General features: G+C 54.8%; 24 protein-coding genes. 8 read left to right on the top strand and 16 right to left on the bottom strand.

The genetic code is table 11. The features are described from left to right. Positions 1-2: 2 nt before the first annotated feature. From M2407_RS04425 to M2407_RS04415, 3 genes are all read left to right on the top strand, one after another. On the top strand, positions 3-467 hold the full coding sequence (locus tag M2407_RS04425; protein WP_259216816.1) for a phage tail protein: 465 nt from the start codon (positions 3-5) through the stop codon (positions 465-467). Then, the gene (locus M2407_RS04420) at positions 464-1,555 is read left to right on the top strand and encodes a phage late control D family protein (RefSeq protein WP_259216815.1); all 1,092 of its coding nucleotides are present in this window, start codon (positions 464-466) and stop codon (positions 1,553-1,555) included. Before M2407_RS04425 ends, M2407_RS04420 begins: the two co-directional genes overlap by 4 nt. 73 nt (positions 1,556-1,628) lie before the next feature. After that, positions 1,629-1,850, top strand: coding sequence for an ogr/Delta-like zinc finger family protein (locus M2407_RS04415; protein WP_259216814.1), 222 nt, complete (start codon positions 1,629-1,631; stop codon positions 1,848-1,850). A 154-nt stretch (positions 1,851-2,004) separates the two neighbouring features. Here the strand turns inward: M2407_RS04415 and ptsG are convergent, their stop codons facing one another. The 14 genes from ptsG to yceD form a co-directional block, all read right to left on the bottom strand. Beyond that, the gene (ptsG, locus tag M2407_RS04410) at positions 2,005-3,438 is read right to left on the bottom strand and encodes a PTS glucose transporter subunit IIBC (protein WP_020826345.1); all 1,434 of its coding nucleotides are present in this window, start codon (positions 3,436-3,438) and stop codon (positions 2,005-2,007) included. A gap of 338 nt (positions 3,439-3,776) precedes the next feature. After that, positions 3,777-4,553 (bottom strand): metal-dependent hydrolase, encoded by a 777-nt coding sequence (locus tag M2407_RS04405; RefSeq protein WP_020826344.1) that lies wholly within the window; start codon positions 4,551-4,553, stop codon positions 3,777-3,779. Between the two features lie 14 nt (positions 4,554-4,567). After that, entirely contained in the window at positions 4,568-5,575 is a 1,008-nt protein-coding gene (gene holB, locus M2407_RS04400) for a DNA polymerase III subunit delta' (protein ID WP_142815513.1), read from the bottom strand. Next, positions 5,575-6,210 (bottom strand): dTMP kinase, encoded by a 636-nt coding sequence (tmk, locus tag M2407_RS04395; RefSeq protein ID WP_130015538.1) that lies wholly within the window; start codon positions 6,208-6,210, stop codon positions 5,575-5,577. The genes holB and tmk overlap by 1 nt, the downstream gene beginning before the upstream one ends. After that, positions 6,200-7,225 carry an endolytic transglycosylase MltG gene (mltG, locus tag M2407_RS04390; RefSeq protein ID WP_259216811.1) on the bottom strand — a complete coding sequence of 342 codons (1,026 nt, stop codon included), beginning with the start codon at positions 7,223-7,225 and terminating at the stop codon, positions 6,200-6,202. Before mltG ends, tmk begins: the two co-directional genes overlap by 11 nt. A gap of 13 nt (positions 7,226-7,238) precedes the next feature. After that, positions 7,239-8,036, bottom strand: coding sequence for an aminodeoxychorismate lyase (pabC, locus tag M2407_RS04385; RefSeq protein WP_259216810.1), 798 nt, complete (start codon positions 8,034-8,036; stop codon positions 7,239-7,241). 171 nt (positions 8,037-8,207) lie between these two features. Next, positions 8,208-9,449 carry a beta-ketoacyl-ACP synthase II gene (gene fabF, locus M2407_RS04380; RefSeq protein ID WP_041414447.1) on the bottom strand — a complete coding sequence of 414 codons (1,242 nt, stop codon included), beginning with the start codon at positions 9,447-9,449 and terminating at the stop codon, positions 8,208-8,210. An 82-nt stretch (positions 9,450-9,531) separates the two neighbouring features. Next, the gene (acpP, locus tag M2407_RS04375; RefSeq protein WP_004719003.1) at positions 9,532-9,768 is read right to left on the bottom strand and encodes an acyl carrier protein; all 237 of its coding nucleotides are present in this window, start codon (positions 9,766-9,768) and stop codon (positions 9,532-9,534) included. 154 nt (positions 9,769-9,922) lie between these two features. Then, complete coding sequence (gene fabG, locus M2407_RS04370; protein ID WP_020826338.1) at positions 9,923-10,657, bottom strand: 3-oxoacyl-ACP reductase FabG; 735 nt, start codon at positions 10,655-10,657, stop codon at positions 9,923-9,925. A gap of 11 nt (positions 10,658-10,668) precedes the next feature. Continuing rightward, positions 10,669-11,598 carry an ACP S-malonyltransferase gene (gene fabD, locus M2407_RS04365; protein ID WP_187962702.1) on the bottom strand — a complete coding sequence of 310 codons (930 nt, stop codon included), beginning with the start codon at positions 11,596-11,598 and terminating at the stop codon, positions 10,669-10,671. Positions 11,599-11,614: 16 nt separating this feature from the next. Continuing rightward, positions 11,615-12,568, bottom strand: coding sequence for a beta-ketoacyl-ACP synthase III (locus M2407_RS04360; RefSeq protein WP_041414443.1), 954 nt, complete (start codon positions 12,566-12,568; stop codon positions 11,615-11,617). 6 nt (positions 12,569-12,574) lie between these two features. Next, a complete protein-coding gene (plsX, locus tag M2407_RS04355; protein WP_071827011.1) occupies positions 12,575-13,609 on the bottom strand; it encodes a phosphate acyltransferase PlsX in 1,035 nt (344 codons plus the stop codon). 11 nt (positions 13,610-13,620) lie between these two features. Next, on the bottom strand, positions 13,621-13,788 hold the full coding sequence (gene rpmF / locus M2407_RS04350; protein ID WP_004943042.1) for a 50S ribosomal protein L32: 168 nt from the start codon (positions 13,786-13,788) through the stop codon (positions 13,621-13,623). 16 nt (positions 13,789-13,804) lie between these two features. Then, a complete protein-coding gene (yceD, locus tag M2407_RS04345; RefSeq protein ID WP_020826334.1) occupies positions 13,805-14,326 on the bottom strand; it encodes a 23S rRNA accumulation protein YceD in 522 nt (173 codons plus the stop codon). A gap of 141 nt (positions 14,327-14,467) precedes the next feature. Between yceD and M2407_RS04340 the strand changes: the two genes are divergently transcribed. Then, on the top strand, positions 14,468-15,049 hold the full coding sequence (locus tag M2407_RS04340; protein ID WP_259216808.1) for a nucleoside triphosphate pyrophosphatase: 582 nt from the start codon (positions 14,468-14,470) through the stop codon (positions 15,047-15,049). Positions 15,050-15,060: 11 nt separating this feature from the next. Here the strand turns inward: M2407_RS04340 and rluC are convergent, their stop codons facing one another. Then, positions 15,061-16,023, bottom strand: a complete 963-nt coding sequence (gene rluC, locus M2407_RS04335; protein ID WP_020826332.1) for a 23S rRNA pseudouridine(955/2504/2580) synthase RluC — start codon at positions 16,021-16,023, stop codon at positions 15,061-15,063. A gap of 552 nt (positions 16,024-16,575) precedes the next feature. On the opposite strand from rluC, the gene rne reads away from it, so the two are divergent. Beyond that, positions 16,576-19,992, top strand: a complete 3,417-nt coding sequence (gene rne / locus M2407_RS04330; protein ID WP_259216807.1) for a ribonuclease E — start codon at positions 16,576-16,578, stop codon at positions 19,990-19,992. A gap of 60 nt (positions 19,993-20,052) precedes the next feature. On the opposite strand, the gene M2407_RS04325 is transcribed toward rne, so the two are convergent. Beyond that, positions 20,053-20,340 (bottom strand): putative quinol monooxygenase, encoded by a 288-nt coding sequence (locus M2407_RS04325; protein WP_020826330.1) that lies wholly within the window; start codon positions 20,338-20,340, stop codon positions 20,053-20,055. Positions 20,341-20,565: 225 nt separating this feature from the next. Here M2407_RS04325 and pyrC point away from each other — a divergent pair, with 225 nt between their 5' ends. The 3 genes from pyrC (at position 20,566) to M2407_RS04310 (ending at position 22,348) form a co-directional block, all read left to right on the top strand. Further along, positions 20,566-21,612 (top strand): dihydroorotase, encoded by a 1,047-nt coding sequence (gene pyrC, locus M2407_RS04320; protein ID WP_176983845.1) that lies wholly within the window; start codon positions 20,566-20,568, stop codon positions 21,610-21,612. Between the two features lie 80 nt (positions 21,613-21,692). Beyond that, positions 21,693-21,932 carry a DNA damage-inducible protein I gene (gene dinI, locus M2407_RS04315; RefSeq protein WP_020826328.1) on the top strand — a complete coding sequence of 80 codons (240 nt, stop codon included), beginning with the start codon at positions 21,693-21,695 and terminating at the stop codon, positions 21,930-21,932. A 137-nt stretch (positions 21,933-22,069) separates the two neighbouring features. Next, the gene (locus tag M2407_RS04310) at positions 22,070-22,348 is read left to right on the top strand and encodes a hypothetical protein (RefSeq protein ID WP_130015534.1); all 279 of its coding nucleotides are present in this window, start codon (positions 22,070-22,072) and stop codon (positions 22,346-22,348) included. The last annotated feature ends 171 nt before the right edge of the window (positions 22,349-22,519 follow it).

The following is a 22,519-nucleotide window of genomic DNA, read 5'->3' as shown; positions in this document are numbered from 1 at the left end:
TTATGATGATGGCATTAGGCATGTTCGTGTTCATGCTGCAAACCGTTCCATACCAGGAGTTTCAACACCAGATGGCCTGGCGGCATCCGACCAATAGCCGCATCGGGCTTCGCCCACAAAGCCAATTCTTGGGGCCGGATGATGAAACCATCACGCTAAGCGGCGTTTTACTGCCGGCATTAACCGGGGGCCGGGTTTCCCTGATGGCTATCCAATTAATGGCTGAAACCGGCAAGGCCTGGTCATTGATTGAGGGGAGCGGTGCAATACATGGCATGTTCGTGATCGAGAGCCTGAGTCGCACCAAAACTGTATTCTTTGCGGATGGCTCCGCCCGTCGTATTGAGTTCACGATCACACTCAAGCGCACGGATGAAGGACTAAAAGACATGTTCGGCGATTTGTCTCAGCAATTTGAAGACCTGGCCGAGCAGGTTTCCAATACCGTCGGTGGGTTCCTGTCATGAGCCTGATCGATACGTTAGACAAACTCGGCGGCGACAATACCCCGGCGTACTCACTTAGCATTGATGGCGTTGATATCACCGGGAAGGTGAAAGAAAAATTAATCAACCTGACACTAACGGATAACCGGGGCTTTGAAGCTGACCAGATCAACATTGAGCTTGACGATAGCGAAGGCAATTTGAAGCTGCCACGCCGTGGCGTCAGCCTGGCTGTTGCACTTGGTTGGAAAGATACCGGGGTGATCGATAAAGGGACGTTTGTCGTTGATGAAATTGGCCATGCTGGCGCACCTGACGTATTGACCATAACAGCCCGTAGTGCGGATTTTCGGCAAACATTGAACGTGAAGCGTGATGCCTCTTATCATAAAAAAACCATAGGAGACATTGTCAAAACCATTGCCGGCCGCAATAAGCTGGCGGCGGTCATCAATAAGAATGTGGCAGACATTCAGATCGGACATATCGACCAGACTACCGAATCGGACGGGAGTTTTATCACCCGGCTGGCAAAAGAGAATGGCGCAGTGGCAGCAATAAAAAATGGCAATCTGCTGTTTTTTAAACAGGGCCAAAATATGACCGCCGGGGGAAAGCAGATTCCGGCAATCCTCATTAATCGTCAGTCAGGTGATAGCCATCAATTCACGTTAACCGATCGGGGAGCTTATACCGGCGTTGTGGCCAACTGGCTGAATACCCGCACGGCAAAAAGCGAACAGGTTAAGGTTAAACGCCGTCGGGTAAAGAAACCTGCGGTTGTCGATGAGAAACAGGGGGAATACCTGATCGGCAGTGATGAAAATGTGTTGGTACTGCGTCACACCTACGCATCAAAATATAATGCACAACGAGCAACAAAGGCTAATTGGGAACGTATTCAACGTGGTGTTGCAACCTTCTCTGTTCAGCTTGCGCACGGACGCGCAGACATTTACCCGGAAGCACCGGTCACAGTTTCAGGTTTCAAAAAAGAGATCGATGAGGCCAACTGGACGTTGGTTAAAGTGACCCACTCACTGAATAACAGCGGTTTTACTACCGCCCTCGATTTGGAGGTCAAGATTGACGATCTGGAAATGGAATGATGCAAAACAGCAATAATTGTGCATAATTATTAGCAATACTGACCATAGTCAGGGCATCTCGGAGAATCCCCCCATGATGCATTGCCCGCTTTGCGGCCAGGCCGCACACACCCGATCATCAAGCTATATCACCACAACCACCAAAGAACGTTACAACCAGTGCACCAACATCAATTGTGGGGGCACATTCGTGAGTCATGAAACCTTTACCCGCATGATTTCCCAACCGCAAACCGTGGATCCTGTTCAGCCTCACCCCAAAAGCAGCGGACAAACCTCACTGATCTTCGGCTAATTAGGCTGCCCGCAGATGTGGGCAGTTGTACGGACTCGCTTATCATGCGGTCCTAATGTGGACACTGAAAATAAAAAACACTTATAAATCAATATAAAAACAAATAAAAAAGGGAGGCTTTCGCCTCCCTTAAAACTCCCCTGCCTGACCTGAATTAATGGTTACGGATGTACTCGTCCATATCCGTTTTCAGGTTGTCAGATTTGGTGCCAAAGATAGCCTGAACACCCGAGCCTGCGACGACAACGCCGGCAGCACCCAGTTTTTTCAAGCCAGCCTGGTCAACCTTGCTCACGTCCGCCACGCTAACGCGCAGTCGGGTGATACAGGCATCCAGGTTGGTGATGTTCTCTTTACCACCGAAAGCCTGAACCAGTGCTGCAGACATTTCAGAACCGCCCTGGGCAACCTGCTCAGAAGCCGTGTCTTCGCGACCTGGTGTTTTCAGATCCAGTTTGGCAATCAGCACGCGGAAGATGGTGTAGTACACCAGACCGTAGATGATACCGACCACTGGGAACAGCCAGATTTTGCTGCTGTTACCGCTCAGTACGATAAAGTCGATCAGACCGTGCGAGAAGCTGGTGCCGTCACGCATCCCCAACAGGATACAGATCGGGAACGCCAGGCCAGCCAGAATGGCGTGGATTGCGTACAGGATCGGCGCAACGAACATGAAGGAGAACTCGATCGGTTCGGTGATACCGGTCAGGAACGAGGTCAGCGCAGCGGAGATCATGATACCGCCGACTTTTGCGCGGTTTTCCGGCTTGGCCGAGTGCCAGATGGCAATCGCAGCAGCAGGCAGACCGTACATTTTGAACAGGAAGCCACCGGACAGTTTACCCGCAGTTGGGTCACCCGCCATATAACGTGGGATGTCGCCGTGGAATACCTGGCCCGCCGCGTTGGTGTATTCACCAATCTGCATCTGGAAAGGTACGTTCCAGATGTGGTGCAGACCAAACGGCACCAGCGCACGTTCAACCACGCCGTAGATACCAAATGCCACTACCGGGTTCTGATACGCAGCCCACTGTGAGAAGGTCTGGATAGCCGTACCGATAGGAGGCCAGATGAAGGACAGCACTACGCCCAGAACGATTGCCGCCAGGCCGGAGATAATCGGCACAAAGCGCTTACCGGCAAAGAAGCCCAGGTATTCCGGCAATTGAATGCGGAAGAAGCGGTTAAACATATAGGCCGCGATGGAGCCGGAGATAATCCCCCCGAGCACACCGGTATCCGCCAGGTGTTTGGCCGCGATCTCTTCAGCCGGCAGGTGCAGCACCAAAGGCGCTACTACCGCCATGGTTTTCACCATGATGCCGTAAGCCACTACTGCGGCTAACGCGGAGACACCGTCGTTATTGGTGAAGCCCAGGGCAACACCGATGGCGAAGATCAGCGGCATGTTGGCGAAAACGGAACCGCCGGCTTCCGCCATCACGTGGGAGACTACCGCAGGTAGCCAGCTAAAGTTGGCGGAACCGACGCCCAGCAGGATACCTGCGATAGGCAATACGGACACCGGCAGCATTAGCGACTTACCTACTTTTTGCAGGTTTGCAAATGCGTTCTTGAACATAGTTGAGTGTGCTCCTGAGTAATAGTGCTTTGCTACTTTCCGCGATTCTTCGCGTTGCAAGGGGGGGAGAAAAAACCCCTGCAATTCAGGGTGTCTGAGCACCCCTTGAATTTTTACGCAGAGTAAAATAAATAGGCTGCGCAATGTTTGATGGCAGTCACGTTTCAATGAACAAAACCGGGTATTTTTCTTAAATCGCCTATTTTTTGTCAAAAAAGAGGAAAAAACGCCCGCACCTCGCCCTAAAACGGGTGGGAACATTACCCGTTTCGGCGATTAATTACGAGCTTAAAAAAAATTCCAGAATCGATGACTACAGCTATAGCCTAGGCCAAAGATCAGAGTTCGATGTGAAATAACCGTGAAAAGTTGGCGGTGGTGGCTTCGGCCAGCGTTTCCAGGCTCACGCCCTTCAATACTGCCATGTATTCAGCCACATCGCGCACGTAGGCAGGTTGGTTTTCTTTGCCGCGGTGCGGCACCGGAGCCAGATACGGCGAGTCGGTTTCCACCAGAATGCGGTCCAGCGGCACATAACGCGCCACATCACGCAGCTGCTCGGCATTGCGGAAGGTCAGGATGCCGGAAAAGGAAATGTAGAACCCCAAGTCCAACAGGGCTTCGGCCGTGGCGCGATCTTCGGTGAAGCAATGCAGTACGCCGCCACAGTCCTGGGCATTTTCTTCCCGCAAGATCGCCAGCGTGTCTTCACGCGCATCACGGGTATGCACAATCACCGGTTTGTTCAGATCGCGACCGATGCGGATATGCTCACGAAACGAGGCTTGCTGCAGTTCAAGATTGTCTTTTTGATAGAAATAATCAAGACCGGTTTCCCCCAGTGCCACCACCTGCTCTGCCGCCGCTAAACGGCGCAGTTCGGCATAGTCGTAGCCGCCTTCCAGATTGAGCGGATGCACACCGCAGGAGAAAGCCACATCGTCGCGTTGGCCAATCAACTGCGTCATAGCCTGATAGCCCGGCAAGGTGGTAGCGACCGCCAGCACGTAACCGACATCGCGCGCCTTGGCTTTGGCCAGTGCGTCATCCACGTTTTGGTGCAGGGTTTGGTAATCCAGGCCATCGAGGTGGCAATGAGAATCTACTAACAACATAATATTTAACTCTTTTACAGCGAATGAGGGTGAGAATAGCCGGTAGCGCCGAGCATCTGCTCCCAGCCAAGTAACTGTTCTGTCAGCAGCAGTTCACGGTTAACGCCGACCACGCTGAGCAACTGGTGGCGGCAATTAAGCCATTGTTGCACCACTTGCTGCAGCGAGTTGCTGCTCAAACGGCTGGCCAGTTGGTGCACCAAGGGTTGCTGATCCTGGTTGAGGGCAAAACTCGCCGCCCCCTGCTGCCATTTCATGGCGTCGACCAGCAACGCGCATAACCAGTGTAGCCGCTCGGCGACGTCTTCGTGATTCAACACCGGCAGCAAGGACAGCATGTCATGCTGCGACAAAGCGGCGCTCAGGGCGGCACACAGTGCGCTACGCTGCTGCCAACGTTCCGGCTGCAACAACTGCTCGGCGGCCAGAGGAGCGCCATCATGCAGACGCAATGCGGTCAGCAGATCGACCTGATTACCCGACGTCTGTCGGTTTAACCACTGCAGGCTGAGCTGTTCGTCCGGGCTGGCGAGGTGCCAGTACAAACAGCGGCTGCGCAACGTCGCCAACAGGCGGGAAGGCTCACGGCAGCTCAGCAGGAAATAGGTTTTTTCCGGCGGCTCTTCCAATGTTTTCAACAACGCATTGGCGGCCGCCTCGGTCAGCAGCTCCGCCTGCGGCAACCAGATCACCTTGGCTCCGCCCTGCTGGGCATGGGAGTAAAGGATCTCAATCACCTGACGAATGGGCTCCACGCCCAGACTGCTTTTGCCCTTTTCCGGCGTCAGCACATGATAATCCGGGTGATTGCCCGCCAGCATTAACCGGCAGCTATGACATTCACCGCAGCTTTTCTCTCCGTTACGGCGCTGGCAAATCAGCCAACGGCTTAGCCCGTAGGCCAGCGCTTCTTCGCCATTGCCCGCCGCCGCGTGCAGCAGCAAGGCATGATGACCGCGATCGGCAGCATATTGCCCGACCAACTGCCGGTAAGGGGTATTCAGCCACGGGTACCAGTTCATTACGCGCCTTCCTGCTGCAGCCATTGGCTGACGCTGTGACGAATCGCTGCCGTCACCTGCTCCAGCGATTGGGCCGCGTCAACGGTGACAATGGACTCGTCCTGCGCCGCCAGTTCCAGATAGCGCGCGCGGGTGCGTTCAAAGAACGGCAGCGCCTCTTGTTCGATGCGATCCAATTCGCCGCGTGCGCGGGCACGTTGCAGCCCCACTAACGGCGGCAAATCCAGATACAGCGTCAGGTCCGGGTAAAAATCGCCCAGCACGGTGTCACGCAGCGAGGCCATCAGTTGCTGATCGACTCCGCGACCGCCGCCCTGATAGGCCTGCGAAGACAAATCGTGACGATCGCCAACCACCCAGGCACCACGCGCCAACGCCGGTTTGATCACCGTTTCCACCAATTGCACGCGGGCTGCATACAGCATCAGCACCTCGGCTTTGATGGTCGGCAACTCACCGTCCACGCCGCGCTTGAACAGGTCGCGCAGCTTTTCTGCCAACGGCGTGCCACCGGGTTCACGGGTAAAGACAATATCGTTGATGCCGTGCTGGCGCAGTACGTCAACCACGGTATCGCGAGCGGTAGTTTTGCCCGCGCCCTCGAGCCCTTCGATAACCACAAATTTACTTTTCATTCTTTTCCTTCAACGCCTGGCGATAGGCGCGCACCGCCTGATTATGGCTGGCCAGGTTAGTGGTAAATTGATGCCCGCCTTTGCCGTCGGCAACAAAGTACAGATAAGGGGTTTTCGCCGGATTGGCGGCGGCGGCCAGCGAAGCCTTGCCAGGCATGGCAATCGGCGTTGGCGGCAGGCCGTTGATCACATAGGTGTTGTACGCCGTCGGCGTTTCCAAATCTTTGCGGGTGATATCGCCATTATAACTATCGCCCATGCCGTAAATCACCGTTGGGTCGGTCTGCAAACGCATGCCAATGCGCAGGCGGTTAATAAAGACGGAAGCCACCTTGGTGCGTTCTTCCGGCACGGCGGTCTCTTTCTCAATGATCGAGGCCATGGTCAGCAGCTCTTCGGGCGTTTTGTATGGCAGGCTGGTGTCGCGACCTTGCCAGGCATCTTCCAGCGCCTTGGTCATTCGCAAATGAGCTCGCTTTAACAACGCAATGTCGCTCATGCCCGCCGTGTACAGGTAGGTATCGGGGTACAGGCGCCCTTCAGGATGAGTCCCCTCCGGCAAGCCCAACGCCACGGCAATTTCCGTTTCGCTTTTGCCCGCCAGCGTATGTTTGAGGTATTTGGACTGTTGCAGCACCGTCAGCCAGTCACGCAGGCGAGAGCCTTCGATAAAGCGCGCGCTGAACTGGGCTTCTTTGCCGCTGGCCAGCAGTTTGAGCATCTCGCGCACCGTCATGCCAGGCGTAAAGCGATAGGTACCGGCCTTAAACTCAGCCAGCTGCGGCTCCACACGCAACAGCCACGGGAACCACATGCCGTTGCGGATCAGCTTGTCACGAACCAGCAGCCCTTCCAGCGCTACCCGCCCGGTACCCGCCGGCAGTTTAAAAATGGCTTCCTGCTGGATCGCCAGAGGCGTATCCGCGAAGCGTTCAACCTTCTGATATCCCCACAACAGCAGGCCCAATACCAGAACAACAATAATAGAAACGAACTTCAGCTTTCTTTTCTTCATCAATCAGCCATCGTTAACAGTGTGGGCGCAAAAAATCATAGAGTTGGCGCGAAGAGTAATGCCAGGATTGCGCGATGTTCACCGGCAGCAATGGCATTAGCGCATTGCTCACCAGCACTTCTTCGGCGTCGGCCAGCGTCTCCAGTGGCTCACTGACGTAATGTAATGAGTACCGGCTGCCCGCGAGCAGCTCAATCACCCGGCGCCGCATCAGTCCAGCCACGCCCGCCTGGCTCAGATCCGGCGTGAAGACCGCTTTTCCCTTTCGCCAGAACAAATTAGCCGCACAGCATTCCACCAGCATACCGGCAGTGTCAAGCACCAGCGCCTCGTCGGCGGCCGTCTGGTCAAGATGCGCGCGGATCAACACCTGCTCCAAACGATTCAGGTGTTTCAACCCCGCCAGCAGCGGATGACGAGCCAGCGTTACCGGGCTAAGCGCCAGGCTGATGCCCTGCTCGCGCCATTGCAAATAGTGCATCGGGTAGGCGCTGCGAGAAACAATCCGCGTAGGATGCTCACATCCTTTTGGACTGTAACCTCGCCCACCGCTGCCGCGCGTCAGTATCGCTTTGACCACGCCCTGCGGGATAGATTCTGCCGCGCGCATCATTTCATATTCCAACGCATCCCAGTCACAGGCAGGCAGCATCAGCCGCTGTGCCGACTGCTGCAGACGTTCGATATGCCAGGGCAGCAGATCAATCTTGCCCTCAACCACTCGTGCGGTAGTGAAACAGCCGTCGCCAAACTGCAAGCCGCGATCGCTTGGCGCCAGCGCATCGTGTTGCTGCCCGTTTATCCAGTACATAGACTTCCCCTGACCGCTTTGGTTTCCACTACAGAATAACAGGCGCCGACGCCATTAGCAGCAGTTGGCCGCTCGACAAAAGCATCGCCTAGCCGGGCCCCGGCGGGTCAGCGCCATAAAAAAAGCCCGGTTTAAAAAACCGGGCTTTTTACCGTCCGCCAGCAGAGGTTATTACACCTTGCGGAAGATCAGAGAACCGTTGGTGCCGCCGAAACCGAAGGAGTTACACAGCGTGTACTGCATATCGCTTACCTGGCGTGCTTCGTGCGGAACGAAGTCCAGATCGCAACCTTCATCCGGGTTATCCAGGTTGATGGTTGGCGGAACGGCCTGGTCACGCAATGCCAGTACGGTGAAGATCGACTCAATTGCACCCGCCGCACCCAACAGGTGGCCGGTCATCGATTTGGTCGAGCTGACCATCACGCGCTGCGCATCGCTGCCAAATACCGACTTCACCGCCTGCGTTTCGGCTTTGTCGCCGGCCGGCGTTGAGGTGCCGTGCGCATTGATATAGCCGATTTGTGACGTGGTCACACCGGCATCTAGCAACGCATTTTCCATCGCCAGCGCAGCGCCCGCACCGTTTTCCGGTGGAGACGTCATGTGATAAGCATCACTGCTCATCCCAAAGCCAACAACTTCAGCATAAATCTTGGCGCCGCGTTTTTTGGCGTGCTCGTACTCTTCCAGCACCATCATGCCGGCACCGTCACCCAGAACAAAACCATCACGGTCCTTGTCCCAAGGGCGGCTGGCTGCCTGCGGATCTTCGTTGCGGGTCGACAACGCGCGTGCTGCGCCAAAGCCGCCGACGCCCAACGGGGTACTGGCTTTTTCTGCCCCACCGGCCAGCATGACGTCAGCATCATTGTAAGCAATGATACGCGCGGCGTGGCCGATGTTGTGCACACCTGAGGTACAGGCGGTGGCGATCGAAATGCTCGGGCCACGCATGCCGTACATGATAGTCAGGTGGCCTGCAATCATGTTTACTATGGTTGACGGCACAAAGAACGGACTGATTTTCCGTGGGCCACCGTTAACCAGTGAACTGTGGTTCTCTTCAATCAAACCCAGGCCGCCAATACCGGAGCCGATAGCGGCGCCAATGCGGCTGGCGTTAGCCTCGGTGATATCCAGTTGTGCGTCCTGCATGGCTTGCATGCCGGCTGCGATACCGTACTGGATGAAGGCGTCCATCTTGCGCGCATCTTTGCGGGAGATGAAATCTTCTGAATTAAAATTCTTTACCAGGCCTGCAAACTTGGTCGCATAGGCAGAGGTATCGAAATGGTCGATCAGGCTGATGCCACTCTGACCGGCAAGAAGAGCGTTCCATGTGGACTCTACCGTATTGCCGACAGGAGACAACATGCCCAGTCCGGTCACAACTACTCGACGCTTAGACACGTTTGTCCTCCAAGGAGGGAAAAATATGACACTAGGGATAGAAAAAACTTAGGCGGTCGAGTGACCGCCTAGATATGTTCTCTTACTGCTGGCTGGCGTTGATGAAATCAATAGCTGCCTGAACAGTAGTGATTTTCTCAGCTTCTTCGTCTGGAATCTCGGTGTCGAACTCTTCTTCCAGAGCCATTACCAGCTCAACGGTGTCAAGAGAATCAGCACCCAGATCTTCAACGAAAGAAGCGTTATTTAAAACTTCTTCCTGTTTAACACCCAACTGCTCAACAATGATTTTCTTAACGCGTTCTTCGATAGTGCTCATACTCTTAAATTTCCTATCAAAACTCGCTTTCGCGATGGTTTTCGTAGTGTATAAAATGTTGAAAAAGATGCAACTAAATCCCGGCTGGTCAAACCACGATTTTACGCTATTTTGCGGTTTTTACCCCAAATAACGCAAATAGTTTTCGCATTTTTTAAATCATGTACATGCCGCCATTGACATGTAACGTTTCACCGGTGATGTAGCCAGCCTCATCAGAGGCTAAAAATGCAACAGCGCTGGCGATTTCTTTAGCATCCCCCAGCCGATTGGCTGGAACTGATGACAAAATGCCTGCGCGTTGATCATCTGTCAACGCCCGTGTCATGTCCGTCTCAATAAAGCCAGGTGCCACGACGTTGACCGTAATGCCACGCGAAGCAACTTCACGTGCCAAAGACTTACTAAAGCCAATCAGACCGGCTTTAGCCGCCGCGTAATTAGCCTGCCCTGCGTTCCCCATGGTACCGACAACGGAACCGATGGTGATGATCCGGCCAAACCGCTTTTTCATCATAGCTCGCATTACCGCTTTTGACAGACGGAATACGGAAGTCAGATTGGTGTTCAGGATATCCTGCCACTCGTCGTCCTTCATACGCATCAGGAGGTTATCACGCGTAATGCCGGCATTATTCACTAAAATGTCGATTTCGCCAAATTCAGCACGAATAGATGCCAGAACGCTGTCGATAGATTGAGCATCGACCACGTTCAATGCAAACCCTTTGCCGTTCGCGCCCAGGTAGCTGCTGATAGCTTCAGCGCCGCTTTCACTGGTGGCGGTGCCGATCACTTTAGCGCCGCGTGCCACAAACGTTTCTGCAATAGCCCGGCCAATACCCCGGCTCGCGCCGGTGACCAGAACAACTTTACCTTCGAAGCTCATTGTTTTCCTCTTTATTGTTCAAGCGCCGCTGTCAGGCTGGCAGCGTCATTCACCGCCGCCGCCGTCAGGGTATCAACAATACGTTTAGTCAGACCGGTCAGAACCTTGCCCGGACCAACCTCTAGCAGCGACGTAACGCCCTGTGCTGCCATAAACTCAACGCTCTCGGTCCAACGTACCGGGCTGTACAACTGACGCACCAGGGCGCTGCGGATCGCTTCTGGATCGCTTTCAGCACGCACGTCGACGTTATTTACCACCGGCACCTGCGGAGCGCTGAAGGTGATGTCCTGCAACGCCACGGCCAGTTTGTCTGCAGCCGGCTTCATCAGTGCACAGTGCGAAGGCACGCTCACCGGCAACGGCAGCGCACGCTTGGCGCCAGCCGCTTTACAGGCTGAGCCTGCACGTTCAACCGCCTCTTTATTGCCGGCGATCACCACCTGGCCCGGGGAATTGAAGTTCACCGGCGAAACAACCTGCCCTTGGGCAGACTCTTCACAAGCCTTGGCGATAGCCGCGTTGTCCAGACCAATGATGGCGGACATCGCGCCAGTACCTTCCGGCACCGCTTCCTGCATCAGTTTGCCGCGCAGCTCAACCAGGCGGATTGCCGCCTGGAAATCCAGCACGCCCGCACAAACCAGCGCCGAGTATTCACCCAGGCTGTGGCCGGCCATGATGGCTGGCATTTTGCCGCCCTGCTGCTGCCAAACGCGGAAAATCGCCACTGAGGCGGCCAGCAATGCCGGCTGCGTTTGCCAGGTTTTGTTCAGTTCTTCCGCCGGCCCTTGCTGCACCAGTTGCCACAGGTCGTAACCCAGAACAGAAGAGGCTTCGCTGAAAGTCGCTTCAACGATCGGATATTGAGCGGCCAAATCGGCCAGCATGCCCAGGGACTGTGAGCCCTGGCCTGGGAAAACAAAAGCAAATTGCGTCATTTTTTCTTCCTGTTAATCAGAAACGAACCAGCGCCGAGCCCCAGGTAAAGCCGCCGCCGAAGGCTTCCAGCAGCACCAGTTGCCCGCGCTGGATCCGCCCATCGCGCACCGCTTCATCGAGCGCTGCGGGGACCGAGGCGGCAGAGGTGTTACCGTGACGATCAAGCGTCACCACCACTTTATCCATCCCCATACCCAGTTTTTTTGCCGTTGCGCTGATAATGCGCAGGTTGGCCTGGTGCGGCACCAGCCAATCCAGCTGGCTGCGGTCCAGATCATTGGCCTGCAGCGTTTCGTCAACGATGTGAGCCAGTTCGGTAACCGCAACCTTGAAGACTTCATTGCCTGCCATGGTGACATAGGCTGGCTTTTCCTGATCCTGACGATCCTTGAATGGCAACGTCAGCAGGCCGCCGTAGGTGCCGTCCGCATGCAGGTGAGTCGACAGAATGCCCGGCTCTTCAGAAGCGCCCAGCACCACTGCGCCAGCGCCATCACCAAACAGGATGATGGTACCGCGATCGTCAGGATCCAGCGTGCGAGAAAGCACGTCTGCACCAATCACCAGTGCACGCTTCACCGCGCCGTTCTTAACGTACTGATCGGCAACGCTCAACGCGTAGGTGAAACCGGCGCAGGCTGCAGCCAGATCGAAAGCCGCACAATCTTTAATCCCGAGCATCTGCTGCACTTGGCAGGCAGAACTTGGGAATGCGTGGCTCGAAGTGGTGGTCGCCACAACGATCAGCCCGATATCTTCTTTAGCCACACCTGCCATTTCCAGCGCTTTTTCAGCAGCATGGAAGCCCATCGTCGCCACGGTTTCATCAGCGGCGGCAATGCGGCGTTCACGGATACCGGTGCGAGTGACGATCCACTCGTCAGAGGTATCCACCATTTTTTCAAGGTCAGCGTTGGTGCGCACTTGTACGGGTAAATAACTCCCCGTACCGAGAATCTTTGTATACATGTACGATCAGTCACTCTTAGGTAATACAGCTTCAAGGCGCGCAGCAATCCTGTCAGGGACTTGCCGCTGCACCGCCTGCACAGCCTGTTCGATTGCAACTGCAAACGCGTGCGGGTTCGCAGCGCCGTGGCTCTTGATTACGGTGCTGCGCAATCCTAACAGACATGCGCCATTATACTGGTCGGGGTTCAGGTGGCCGAACCGCTTTACCACCCGTTTTTGCAACCAACGGCCCAACAATTTTAACCACCACGCCTGCTTGCCACCGTCTCCGGATGATTTCAGCAGCGATAAAAATACTCTTACCACCCCTTCCATGGTTTTCAGGGTGACGTTACCCACAAAGCCGTCGCAGACCATCACATCGGTTTTCCCGGTGAGAAGATCGTTGCCTTCCAGGTAACCAATATAGTTGATTGCCGGAGTATTTTTTAGCACGGCGGCCGCTTCGCGGATATTATCCAGACCTTTGGTTTCTTCTTCACCAATATTCAGCAGCGCCACGCGTGGTTGCGCAATCCCCACCACCTCTTCGGCCATCACCGCGCCCATCACCGCAAACTGCACCAGCATGGTGCTGTCGCATTCGACGTTGGCGCCCAGATCCAGCACCACGGTTTTACCGCCCAGCTGATTCGGGATCACCGTCATCAGCGCCGGACGTTCAATACCGTCCAACGGCTTAATCAGCATCTTCGCCAACCCCATCAGCGCACCGGTATTACCCGCGCTGACACAGCCCTGTGCATCACCGTTTTTGGTCAGTTCCAGCGCAATGCGCATGGAAGTGCCACGGCTGGCACGAATCGCTTGTGAGGGTTTGGCGTCGCCGGCAATCACAGATTCAGCGGGCACGACTTGCAAACGTTCCAGAAGAACCGGATCGGCTTTGGCAAGTAAAGGAGAGAGGGTGTCGGGATTGCCGACCAGCAGAAGATGAAGCTGTAAATTAGAGGCCAGTGCCTGCAATGAAGCAGGCACTGTGACGCAGGGACCGAAGTCCCCGCCCATTGCATCTAACGCCAGGGTTAGACGAGTCAAGGTACCGCTACTTAGCCGATAACCTTGCGACCGCGGTAGAAACCGTCGGCAGTGATGTGGTGACGACGATGAGTTTCACCAGAAGTCGCATCAACAGACAAAGTGGTGGTGGTCAGAGCATCGTGTGAACGACGCATGCCACGTTTGGAACGGGTTGGTTTATTTTGTTGTACGGCCATGGACCTTACTCCTTAATTACTTACGCTTTAAACTGGCTAATACGGCAAATGGGTTTGGTTTCTCCGCCTCTGGAGGCAGTTTGCCAAAGACCATGTCCGCTTCGGACACTTCACAGTGTTCAGATTCATGTACCGGGACGACAGGCAGTGAAAGAATAATTTCGTCTTCAATCATTGCCAGCAGATCAACTTCGCCAAACTCATCGACTTCGATCGGCTCGTACGCCCCCGGTAATGCCTCAGCCTGCTCATCATTGACGACCGGGCTAAAACAATATGTTGTGTGAACATGGTGTTCGAACGGGACTCCGCAGCGTTGGCACATCAGCATTACCTGGACGTCCGCATGCCCTGTTATCACCGCGAGGCGCTGGTTATCAATATCGAAAGATAACGAGACCTCAACATCACTGTCCACACTGACCACAGAGGCAGCAACACGTGTAACCTGCTCAGGCGCATAGGAACCAACATAGTCCAGGCGTTTCTGAGCGGTACGTACCGCATCAATGGTCAAGGGTAATTTTACCTTTTGCATAGGGCGCGCATATTAACTTTGTAACGACTTAGAGTCAAAGAAAAAGGCCGTAAAACGGCACCTTTCACCAATATTCGCTTCCTCAGCGGCGGACAGTTTAAAATGACCTCTCCATTTACGCTATGGTTTACGAAAAAAATTATGCAGAGACTACTCCTCGCCTCCACCTCGACCTACCGCAAGATGCTGTTGGAAAAACTGCATCTGCCTTTTACCTGTGACGCGCCGCAGGTCGATGAAACCCCATTGGCCGGGGAAACCGCCGAAGCGCTGGTCTTACGGCTGGCGACGGCGAAAGCCCAGGCATTGGCCATCGCCTATCCTGACCATTTGATTATCGGTTCCGACCAGGTCTGCGTGATCGACGGTAAAATAACCGGGAAACCGCATACCGAAGAGAACGCCTGCGCGCAATTGCGCCAGGCCAGCGGCCAAAGGGTGACGTTTTATACCGGTCTGGCGCTGTACAACAGCCGCAGCCATCACCTGCAGGCGCTTTGCGAGCCCTTCCATGTGCATTTCCGTGCGCTGAGCGACGCAGAAATCAGCGCTTATGTGCGCCTTGAACAGCCGCTCAACTGTGCGGGCAGTTTTAAAAGTGAAGGTCTGGGTATTGCGTTGTTCGAAAAACTGGAGGGGCGAGATCCGAATGGGTTGATCGGTCTGCCGCTGATAGCCCTGCTGGAGATGCTGCGGGCTGAAGGCATCAACCCGCTGGTATAAAATACTTTTACTTACTGGCCTTTGGCCTGCTTGCGCAATACCTGCAGGCAGTGGCGCAACTCCTGGTCCATCGGCGCTTCGATACGCATCGTTTCGCCAGTGCCCGGATGTTCGAACCGCAGTGCCGCGGCATGCAAGAACAGGCGTTTTAGCCCGGTACCGGCCAACTGGCGATCGAATTCACGATCGCCATAGCGGTCATCGAAGGCTATCGGGTGCCCTGCGTGCAAGGTGTGAACGCGGATCTGGTGGGTGCGCCCGGTAATCGGGCTCGCCTTGACCAGCGTGGCATGCTCAAAACGTTCCTCTACCTTGAAGCGGGTTTCCGACGGTTTGCCTTCGCTATTGACGCGCACGATACGTTCGCCGCTTTGCAGAATGTTTTTCAGCAACGGTGCCTGCACGGCCTTGCAATGCGACTGCCATTGGCCGCGCACCAGCGCCAGATAATCCTTCTGCATGCCTTTCAGCCGCAATTGCTCATGCAGCGAGCGCAGTGCAGAACGTTTTTTCGCCACCAGCAACACGCCGGAAGTATCGCGATCCAGCCGGTGCACCAGCTCCAGGAAACGGGCTTCCGGGCGCAGCGCGCGCAGGCCCTCAATCACGCCAAAGCTCAGGCCGCTGCCACCGTGCACCGCGGTGCCCGAAGGCTTGTTCAGCAGCAGCAAATGATCGTCTTCATACAAAATGCAATCGGCCAGTGCCGCCACTTTGTCCAGCTTGGCGGAAACCGGCGCGTCTTCACGTTCGGCAACGCGGACCGGCGGTACTCGCACCACGTCACCAGCCGCCAGCTTGTATTCAGCCTTGATGCGTCCTTTATTAACCCGTACCTCGCCTTTGCGTACGATGCGGTAAATCATGCTCTTCGGCACGCCTTTCAGGCGAGCAAGCAGAAAGTTGTCGATTCGCTGACCGGCTTCGTCGTCAGAAATCGTGATTAATTGTACTGCAGGAATGTTCGTTTTCATGGAGCGGGATTCTAAATAGAGCGCGTAAATAGCGCCACTTCTTTTTCTGTGCTTAACTGTCTCTCTGACTGCAGGAGAAACCCTGACGGACAATAAGGCAGCAAGCCGGTTTGAACGTTTGCGATTTCTTCCGCAGTTAAGGAAAAGTCACCTTGCTATAACAGTATCAGCAGTGGAATAATGCGTTTACTTTCCACGTTGATTCTCGTTAAACAGGGAAAACGGTGGAATTATAAAATTTGTCTGATGGCGCAAAAACGCAGCAATGGCGTAAGACGTAATGTGAAATCAAACAATTAGCGGGCTGCGGGTTGCAGCTTGGCCGGCAAATGGAATCAGATCTGTCGACGTAAATCAGAGGCTATTCCCCTAGTAAAAGTGCTGTTTTTCACAAAGAAATACAGGCTTACCGAGATAATGCGCCCCTATGCAGGCGACAACCGTGAGGTTGACGGCTTTGCGAGAAGACACGGGGTTTTCGGTTTTAATCCGGCCATGAGGTTATTTTGCCCGCAGCTTTGTCGATAATGTAAAAATAACGAGTAAGTTAAGATGAAAAGAATGTTGATTAACGCAACTCAGCAGGAAGAGTTGCGTGTTGCCCTCGTAGATGGACAGCGGCTGTATGATTTGGATATTGAAAGTCCGGGTCATGAACAGAAAAAAGCGAATATTTACAAAGGCAAAATCACTCGTATAGAACCAAGTCTTGAAGCAGCGTTCGTAGATTACGGCGCCGAACGACATGGTTTCCTCCCTCTTAAAGAAATCGCTCGCGAATACTTCCCAAGTAACTACTCCTCCCATGGTCGCCCGAACATCAAAGATGTGCTGCGCGAAGGCCAGGAAGTGATCGTTCAGGTTGATAAAGAAGAACGTGGCAACAAAGGCGCCGCCTTGACCACCTTCATCAGCCTGGCCGGCAGTTATTTGGTTCTGATGCCGAACAACCCACGTGCCGGTGGTATTTCACGCCGCATCGAAGGTGACGACCGCACTGAATTGAAAGAAGCGCTTTCTTCTCTGCAACTCCCGGATGGCATGGGCCTGATTGTTCGTACCGCAGGCGTTGGCAAATCGGCCGATGCATTGCAGTGGGATCTCTCTTTCCGCCTGAAGCACTGGGAAGCGATTAAAAAAGCCGCTGAAGGCCGCGCTGCGCCCTTCCTGATCCATCAGGAAAGCAACGTCATCGTACGTGCATTCCGCGACTATCTGCGCCCGGACATCGGCGAAATCCTGATCGACAATCCAAAAGTTCTCGATCTGGCCAAAGAGCACATCGCTGCCCTGGGCCGTCCGGATTTCAGCAGCAAAATCAAACTGTACAGCGGTGAAATCCCTCTGTTCAGCCACTACCAAATCGAATCTCAAATCGAATCCGCCTTCCAGCGTGAAGTTCGCCTGCCTTCCGGCGGTTCGATCGTTATCGACTCTACCGAAGCGCTGACCGCTATCGACATCAACTCCGCGCGTGCAACCCGCGGCGGCGATATCGAAGAAACCGCGTTCAACACCAACCTGGAAGCGGCAGACGAGATCGCTCGCCAGCTGCGCCTGCGTGACCTCGGCGGTCTGATCGTTATCGACTTTATCGATATGACCCCGGTTCGCCACCAGCGTGAAGTTGAAAACCGCCTGCGCGATGCCGTGCGTCAAGACCGTGCGCGTATCCAAATCGGCCGCATTTCCCGTTTCGGTCTGCTTGAGATGTCGCGTCAGCGCCTCAGCCCGTCACTGGGTGAATCCAGCCATCACGTTTGCCCGCGCTGTAACGGCACCGGCACCATCCGTGATAACGAATCTCTGGCGCTGTCCATCCTTCGTTTGATCGAAGAAGAAGCGCTGAAAGAAAACACCAAAGAAGTTCACGCTATCGTGCCAGTTCAGGTGGCTTCTTACCTGCTGAACGAAAAACGTGAATCGGTGAGCGCGATCGAAAAACGTCAGGGTGGCGTGAAAGCGATCATCGTGCCAAATGATCAGATGCAAACCCCACACTACTCTGTGCTGCGCGTACGTAAGGGTGAAGAAACACCAACCCTGAGCTACCTGTTGCCGAAACTGCACGAAGAAGAGATGGCTCAGCCGTTGGAAGATGCGCCGATGGAGCGCAAACGCCCGGAACAGCCGGCTCTGGCCTCGTTCTCGCTGGCCGCCGATGCACCACCACCGGCTGAAGAAGCCGTTGCTACTCAGCCCGCCGTTGCGGCAACAGCAACCAAACAAGCTGCACCAGCCGCTGCCAAACCTGGCCTGTTGGGCCGTCTGTTTGGTGGTCTGAAAGCGCTGTTTGCCGGTGAAGAACAGCCGGTTGTCGAAGCCAAACCTGTGGTTGAAGCGCCTAAGACCGAAAGCAACGGTGAAAACCGTCGCCAGGATCGTCGTGGTCAACGTCGTCAGGGTACCGGTCGTAAAGACCGTGGTGAGCGCGGTGAACGAAGCGATCGTCCAGAACGTGGTGAACGCAAAGAGCGCGGTGAAGGCCGTGATAACCGCGATCGTGATAATCGTGAGCCGCGTGAAAATCGCGAACCGCGCGATAACCGCGAAGGCCGTGAAACACGTGAAGTGCGTGACGAGCAGCGCCGCAACCGTCGCAATGCGCAGCAAACCACTGCCACGGTTACCGATGAGCCGCAGTCTGAAGAAGCCGCCAAGGCACAGCGCGAAGAGCAGCAACAGCGCCGTGAGCAGCGTGCCGAGCGTCAACGCCGTCGTCAGGAAGAAAAGCGTCAGGCTCAGCAAGAAGTGGCCGCACTGGAAAGTACAGAAGCTGCCACTGCCACCACCGCCAGCGATGAAGATCACGAAGAACGTCAGATGCAGAATATGCAGCGTCGTCAACGTCGTCCTCTGTCGCAGAAGGTTCGTGTGCTGTCCGCGGAAGAAGAGCTGCATCGCGCAGCGGAAGAGCTGCTGGCACCTAAAACGCCGGTAGCGAAAGCTCAGGACGCAAAACCTGCTCAGGCCGAAGACAGCGTTAAACTGCTGCCGGAAACCGTTGAAGCGCAGGCCGAAGACGATGCACAGGGTGACAACCGCGCTAATGGCGAAAACGGCATGCCACGCCGCTCACGTCGTTCACCGCGCCACCTGCGCGTTAGCGGTCAGCGTCGTCGTCGTTACCGTGACGAGCGTTACCCAACTCAGTCGCCAATGCCACTGGCGGGGGCTTTTGCCTCACCAGAAATGGCGTCAGGCAAGGTCTGGGTGAGTTACCCTGTCACACAAGCTGCGCAAGTGGTTGAAGAGGCTGAAGTTCAGGCTGAAGCTAGCCAAATCGCTGCCGACAACGTCATGGCGCCAGAAGCCGTCAGCGTGGCCGCTCCGGTGGTTGCCGTGGTCGCAGAGCAGGAAATCGCCCCGGTTAACCAGCAGGAAGCTGTGGCAGATGCGGTTGAAGCAGTTGTTGAAGAAGCCCAACCGGTTGTTGAAACCGCCGAGCCAATCATCGCTGCTCAGGCTGAAGACACTCCGGTAGCAGCTGAAACACCAGCGGTTGAAGCAGCCGCTGCGGTCGAAAAAGCCCCAGCCGTTGAAGCGGCACCAGCGGTTGAAACTGCTCCTGAGGTTGAAGAAACCCCAGTAGCAGAGGCAACACCAGTCTTGGTGGTGGAAGAAACGGCAACAGTGGCAGAAGTCGTCACCGAGCCGGCTGCCGAGCCTGCTGAACCTGTCGTTGAAACTGCCCCGGTTCAGGAAACTGTAGCTCCGGCCGTTGTTGAAAAACCAGCGCCGGCAGTGCAACAGCAACCCGCACCGGTACAGGCTGGTACGCTGTACAAGCATATCGCTACGGCGCCAATGACCAAGGCCCCTGCTCCGGACTATGTGCCTGAGCAGCAGCAGCACAGCGATTGGCAGCGTCCTTCCTTCGCCTTCGAAGGTAAAGGCTCAGCCGGTGGCCATGCGGCGGTAAATCAAGCTACCGCACCGGCAACCAAACCGCAGCCGGTTAACGAATAAGGTAATCTGCTTCGATAAAAAAACCCGCCTGATGGCGGGTTTTTTATTGCCGAAATAAACTCAGGCAATTTTTTTCAATTGTTTGATATCCAGCAAATCCAGCTTGCCGTCAATGCTGGCGACAAACCGCTTAAAATGCTCGGTGGCGTTGTGTTTCTCCAGCGCCTCCGCGCTTGCCCAGCGTTCAAAGAACACGAAAGTTCCTGGCTTCTCGAGATCGCGGTGCAGGTCATATTGCAGGTTGCCCAATTCCTGGCGGCTTGGATCGATAATCTCATGCACCGCATCGCTGACGGCCGAAACAAACTCGGGTTTAGCCTGCAGGGTGGCAATAACTCGCACTTCCATTTTATTCTCCCATTCCAATGTGATTAATGTTGATAACCCGAAAGTTTTGGCTCGGGGATCATTAGAATCCTTGTCACTATGCACCCGATAACCAATTGATTTCAACTTGCCGTGAACAAACAGATGCATCGCAGGCACTTTCCGCTTATCCTTATGCCCCGGCGTGAATAAGCCCCATTATTCGCTTTTACTTAGACCCGAATCTAACCGCCGGAGCCTTGTAACATGACCGCACAGCCTCAAGCCCTGAAAATCCGCCGCCCTGACGACTGGCATATCCATTTGCGTGACGACGATATGCTGAAAACGGTTTTGCCCTATACCAGTCAGGTATTTGGCCGGGCGATTGTGATGCCCAACCTGGCTCCGCCAATTACTACCGTAGAAGCCGCCCGAGCGTATCGCGATCGCATTCTGGCAGCAGTCCCTCAGGGGCACAACTTTACCCCGCTGATGACCTGCTACCTGACTAATTCACTGGCCGCGGCAGAACTGGTTAATGGGTTTGAGCAAGGCGTTTTCACTGCGGCTAAGCTCTACCCTGCCAATGCCACGACCAACTCCAGCCATGGCGTCAGCGATGTAAAGGCCATCTACCCGCTGTTTGAGCAAATGCAAAAAATCGGCATGCCACTGCTGATTCACGGTGAAGTGACCGATGCCGCCGTCGATATTTTCGATCGCGAGGCTCGCTTTATTGAACAGGTTATGGAGCCGATTCGTCGCCAGTTCCCGGAGTTGAAAATTGTCTTCGAGCACATCACTACTAAAGAAGCGGCGCAGTACGTGCAAGAAGGCAATCGATTCCTTGGCGCGACTATCACCCCGCAGCATCTGATGTTTAACCGTAACCACATGCTGGTGGGTGGCATTCGTCCGCACCTGTTCTGCCTGCCGATCCTCAAGCGTAATATTCACCAGGATGCGCTGCGCAAAGCCGTTGCCAGCGGTTCGGATCGTTTCTTCCTCGGTACCGACTCCGCCCCTCATGCCAAACACCGTAAGGAATCGAGCTGCGGTTGTGCAGGCGTATTCAACGCGCCTAACGCTATTCCGGCCTATGCCAGCGTGTTCGAGGAACTGGGCGCATTAGAGCACCTGGAAGCTTTCTGTTCCCTGAACGGGCCAGGCTTCTATGGTCTGCCGGTCAATGCCGACTTCATCGAACTGCAGCGCGTGCCAACCACTCAAGCAGAAGAGATCGCCATGGGCAGCGAAACGGTGGTGCCCTTCCTTGCCGGAGAGACGCTGAAGTGGTCAGTGAAAGCATAATCTTCTTTTTTTAACGCAGCCTATTGCCCCCACGCACGGTTAACTGTATAAATATCCAGTAAATCGCTTCGGGGGCAATTATGCGTGTTGAAGTCACTATAGATAAAACCAAACCGCTACCGGCAGGCGCCATTGAAGCGCTGACCGGCGAGCTGGGCAAACGGGTAAACCGCCAATTTCCAGATGCTGTGGTTCAGGTGCGTTATGCCGGTTCCAACGGGCTCTCAGTACTGGGCGGCCTGAAAACAGATAAAGACCTGATCGAGGAAATTCTCCAGGAAACCTGGGAAAGTGCCGACGATTGGTTTAGCGCAGAATAATACTGCAAGGTAGTTTTTTGCCGGGGGTCGCTCTCCGGCTTTTTTGTATTTGAAGCCTGGCAACGCGCGGTTAAATTTCTGCTGGAAGAAAAGCCTTATCTGGTCTGTACTGAATGCTTTAACAGGAGATCTTTGACATGGCCCCGGACAAGGTTAAAACCGAAGAAACGATGACCTTTGGCGAACTGCTGGCGCTGATTGCCGATCAAAAACGCCGGCTGAGCGTACTTGAAGTGGCATTTTCCTACCTGGCCTTTGGTTTGGATGACAAAGCCAATCAACTATTGATTCACAGCCTGAAGCTGGAGTCGCAGAATCAAAATCGTGATGCGGAAACGCAGAATCACTTTGCCCATCTGGCCGCAGAACTGGAAAAACGGTTACATGCCGCCCCGCCCCCTCCTACTATTGAATGACGGCGACGTCCCCATGCTGTATGTATTCTCATGGCGTGCTGCAGAATAATCACTCAAATAAATATTTATTTTACAAAATAAGCAGGGAAAAGCTCCACCCGCGAAATCAGATGCGTATACTGTAAAGGCCCACATGATGATGGGCCGCATTGATCCTCGTTAGTCACTCAC

The sequence above is a fragment of the Serratia sp. BIGb0234 genome, assembly GCF_024809915.1.
Lineage (GTDB): Bacteria > Pseudomonadota > Gammaproteobacteria > Enterobacterales > Enterobacteriaceae > Serratia > Serratia liquefaciens.
The sequence above is the reverse complement of the archived record's forward strand: the minus strand, read 5'-3'. Positions and strand labels throughout refer to the sequence as shown.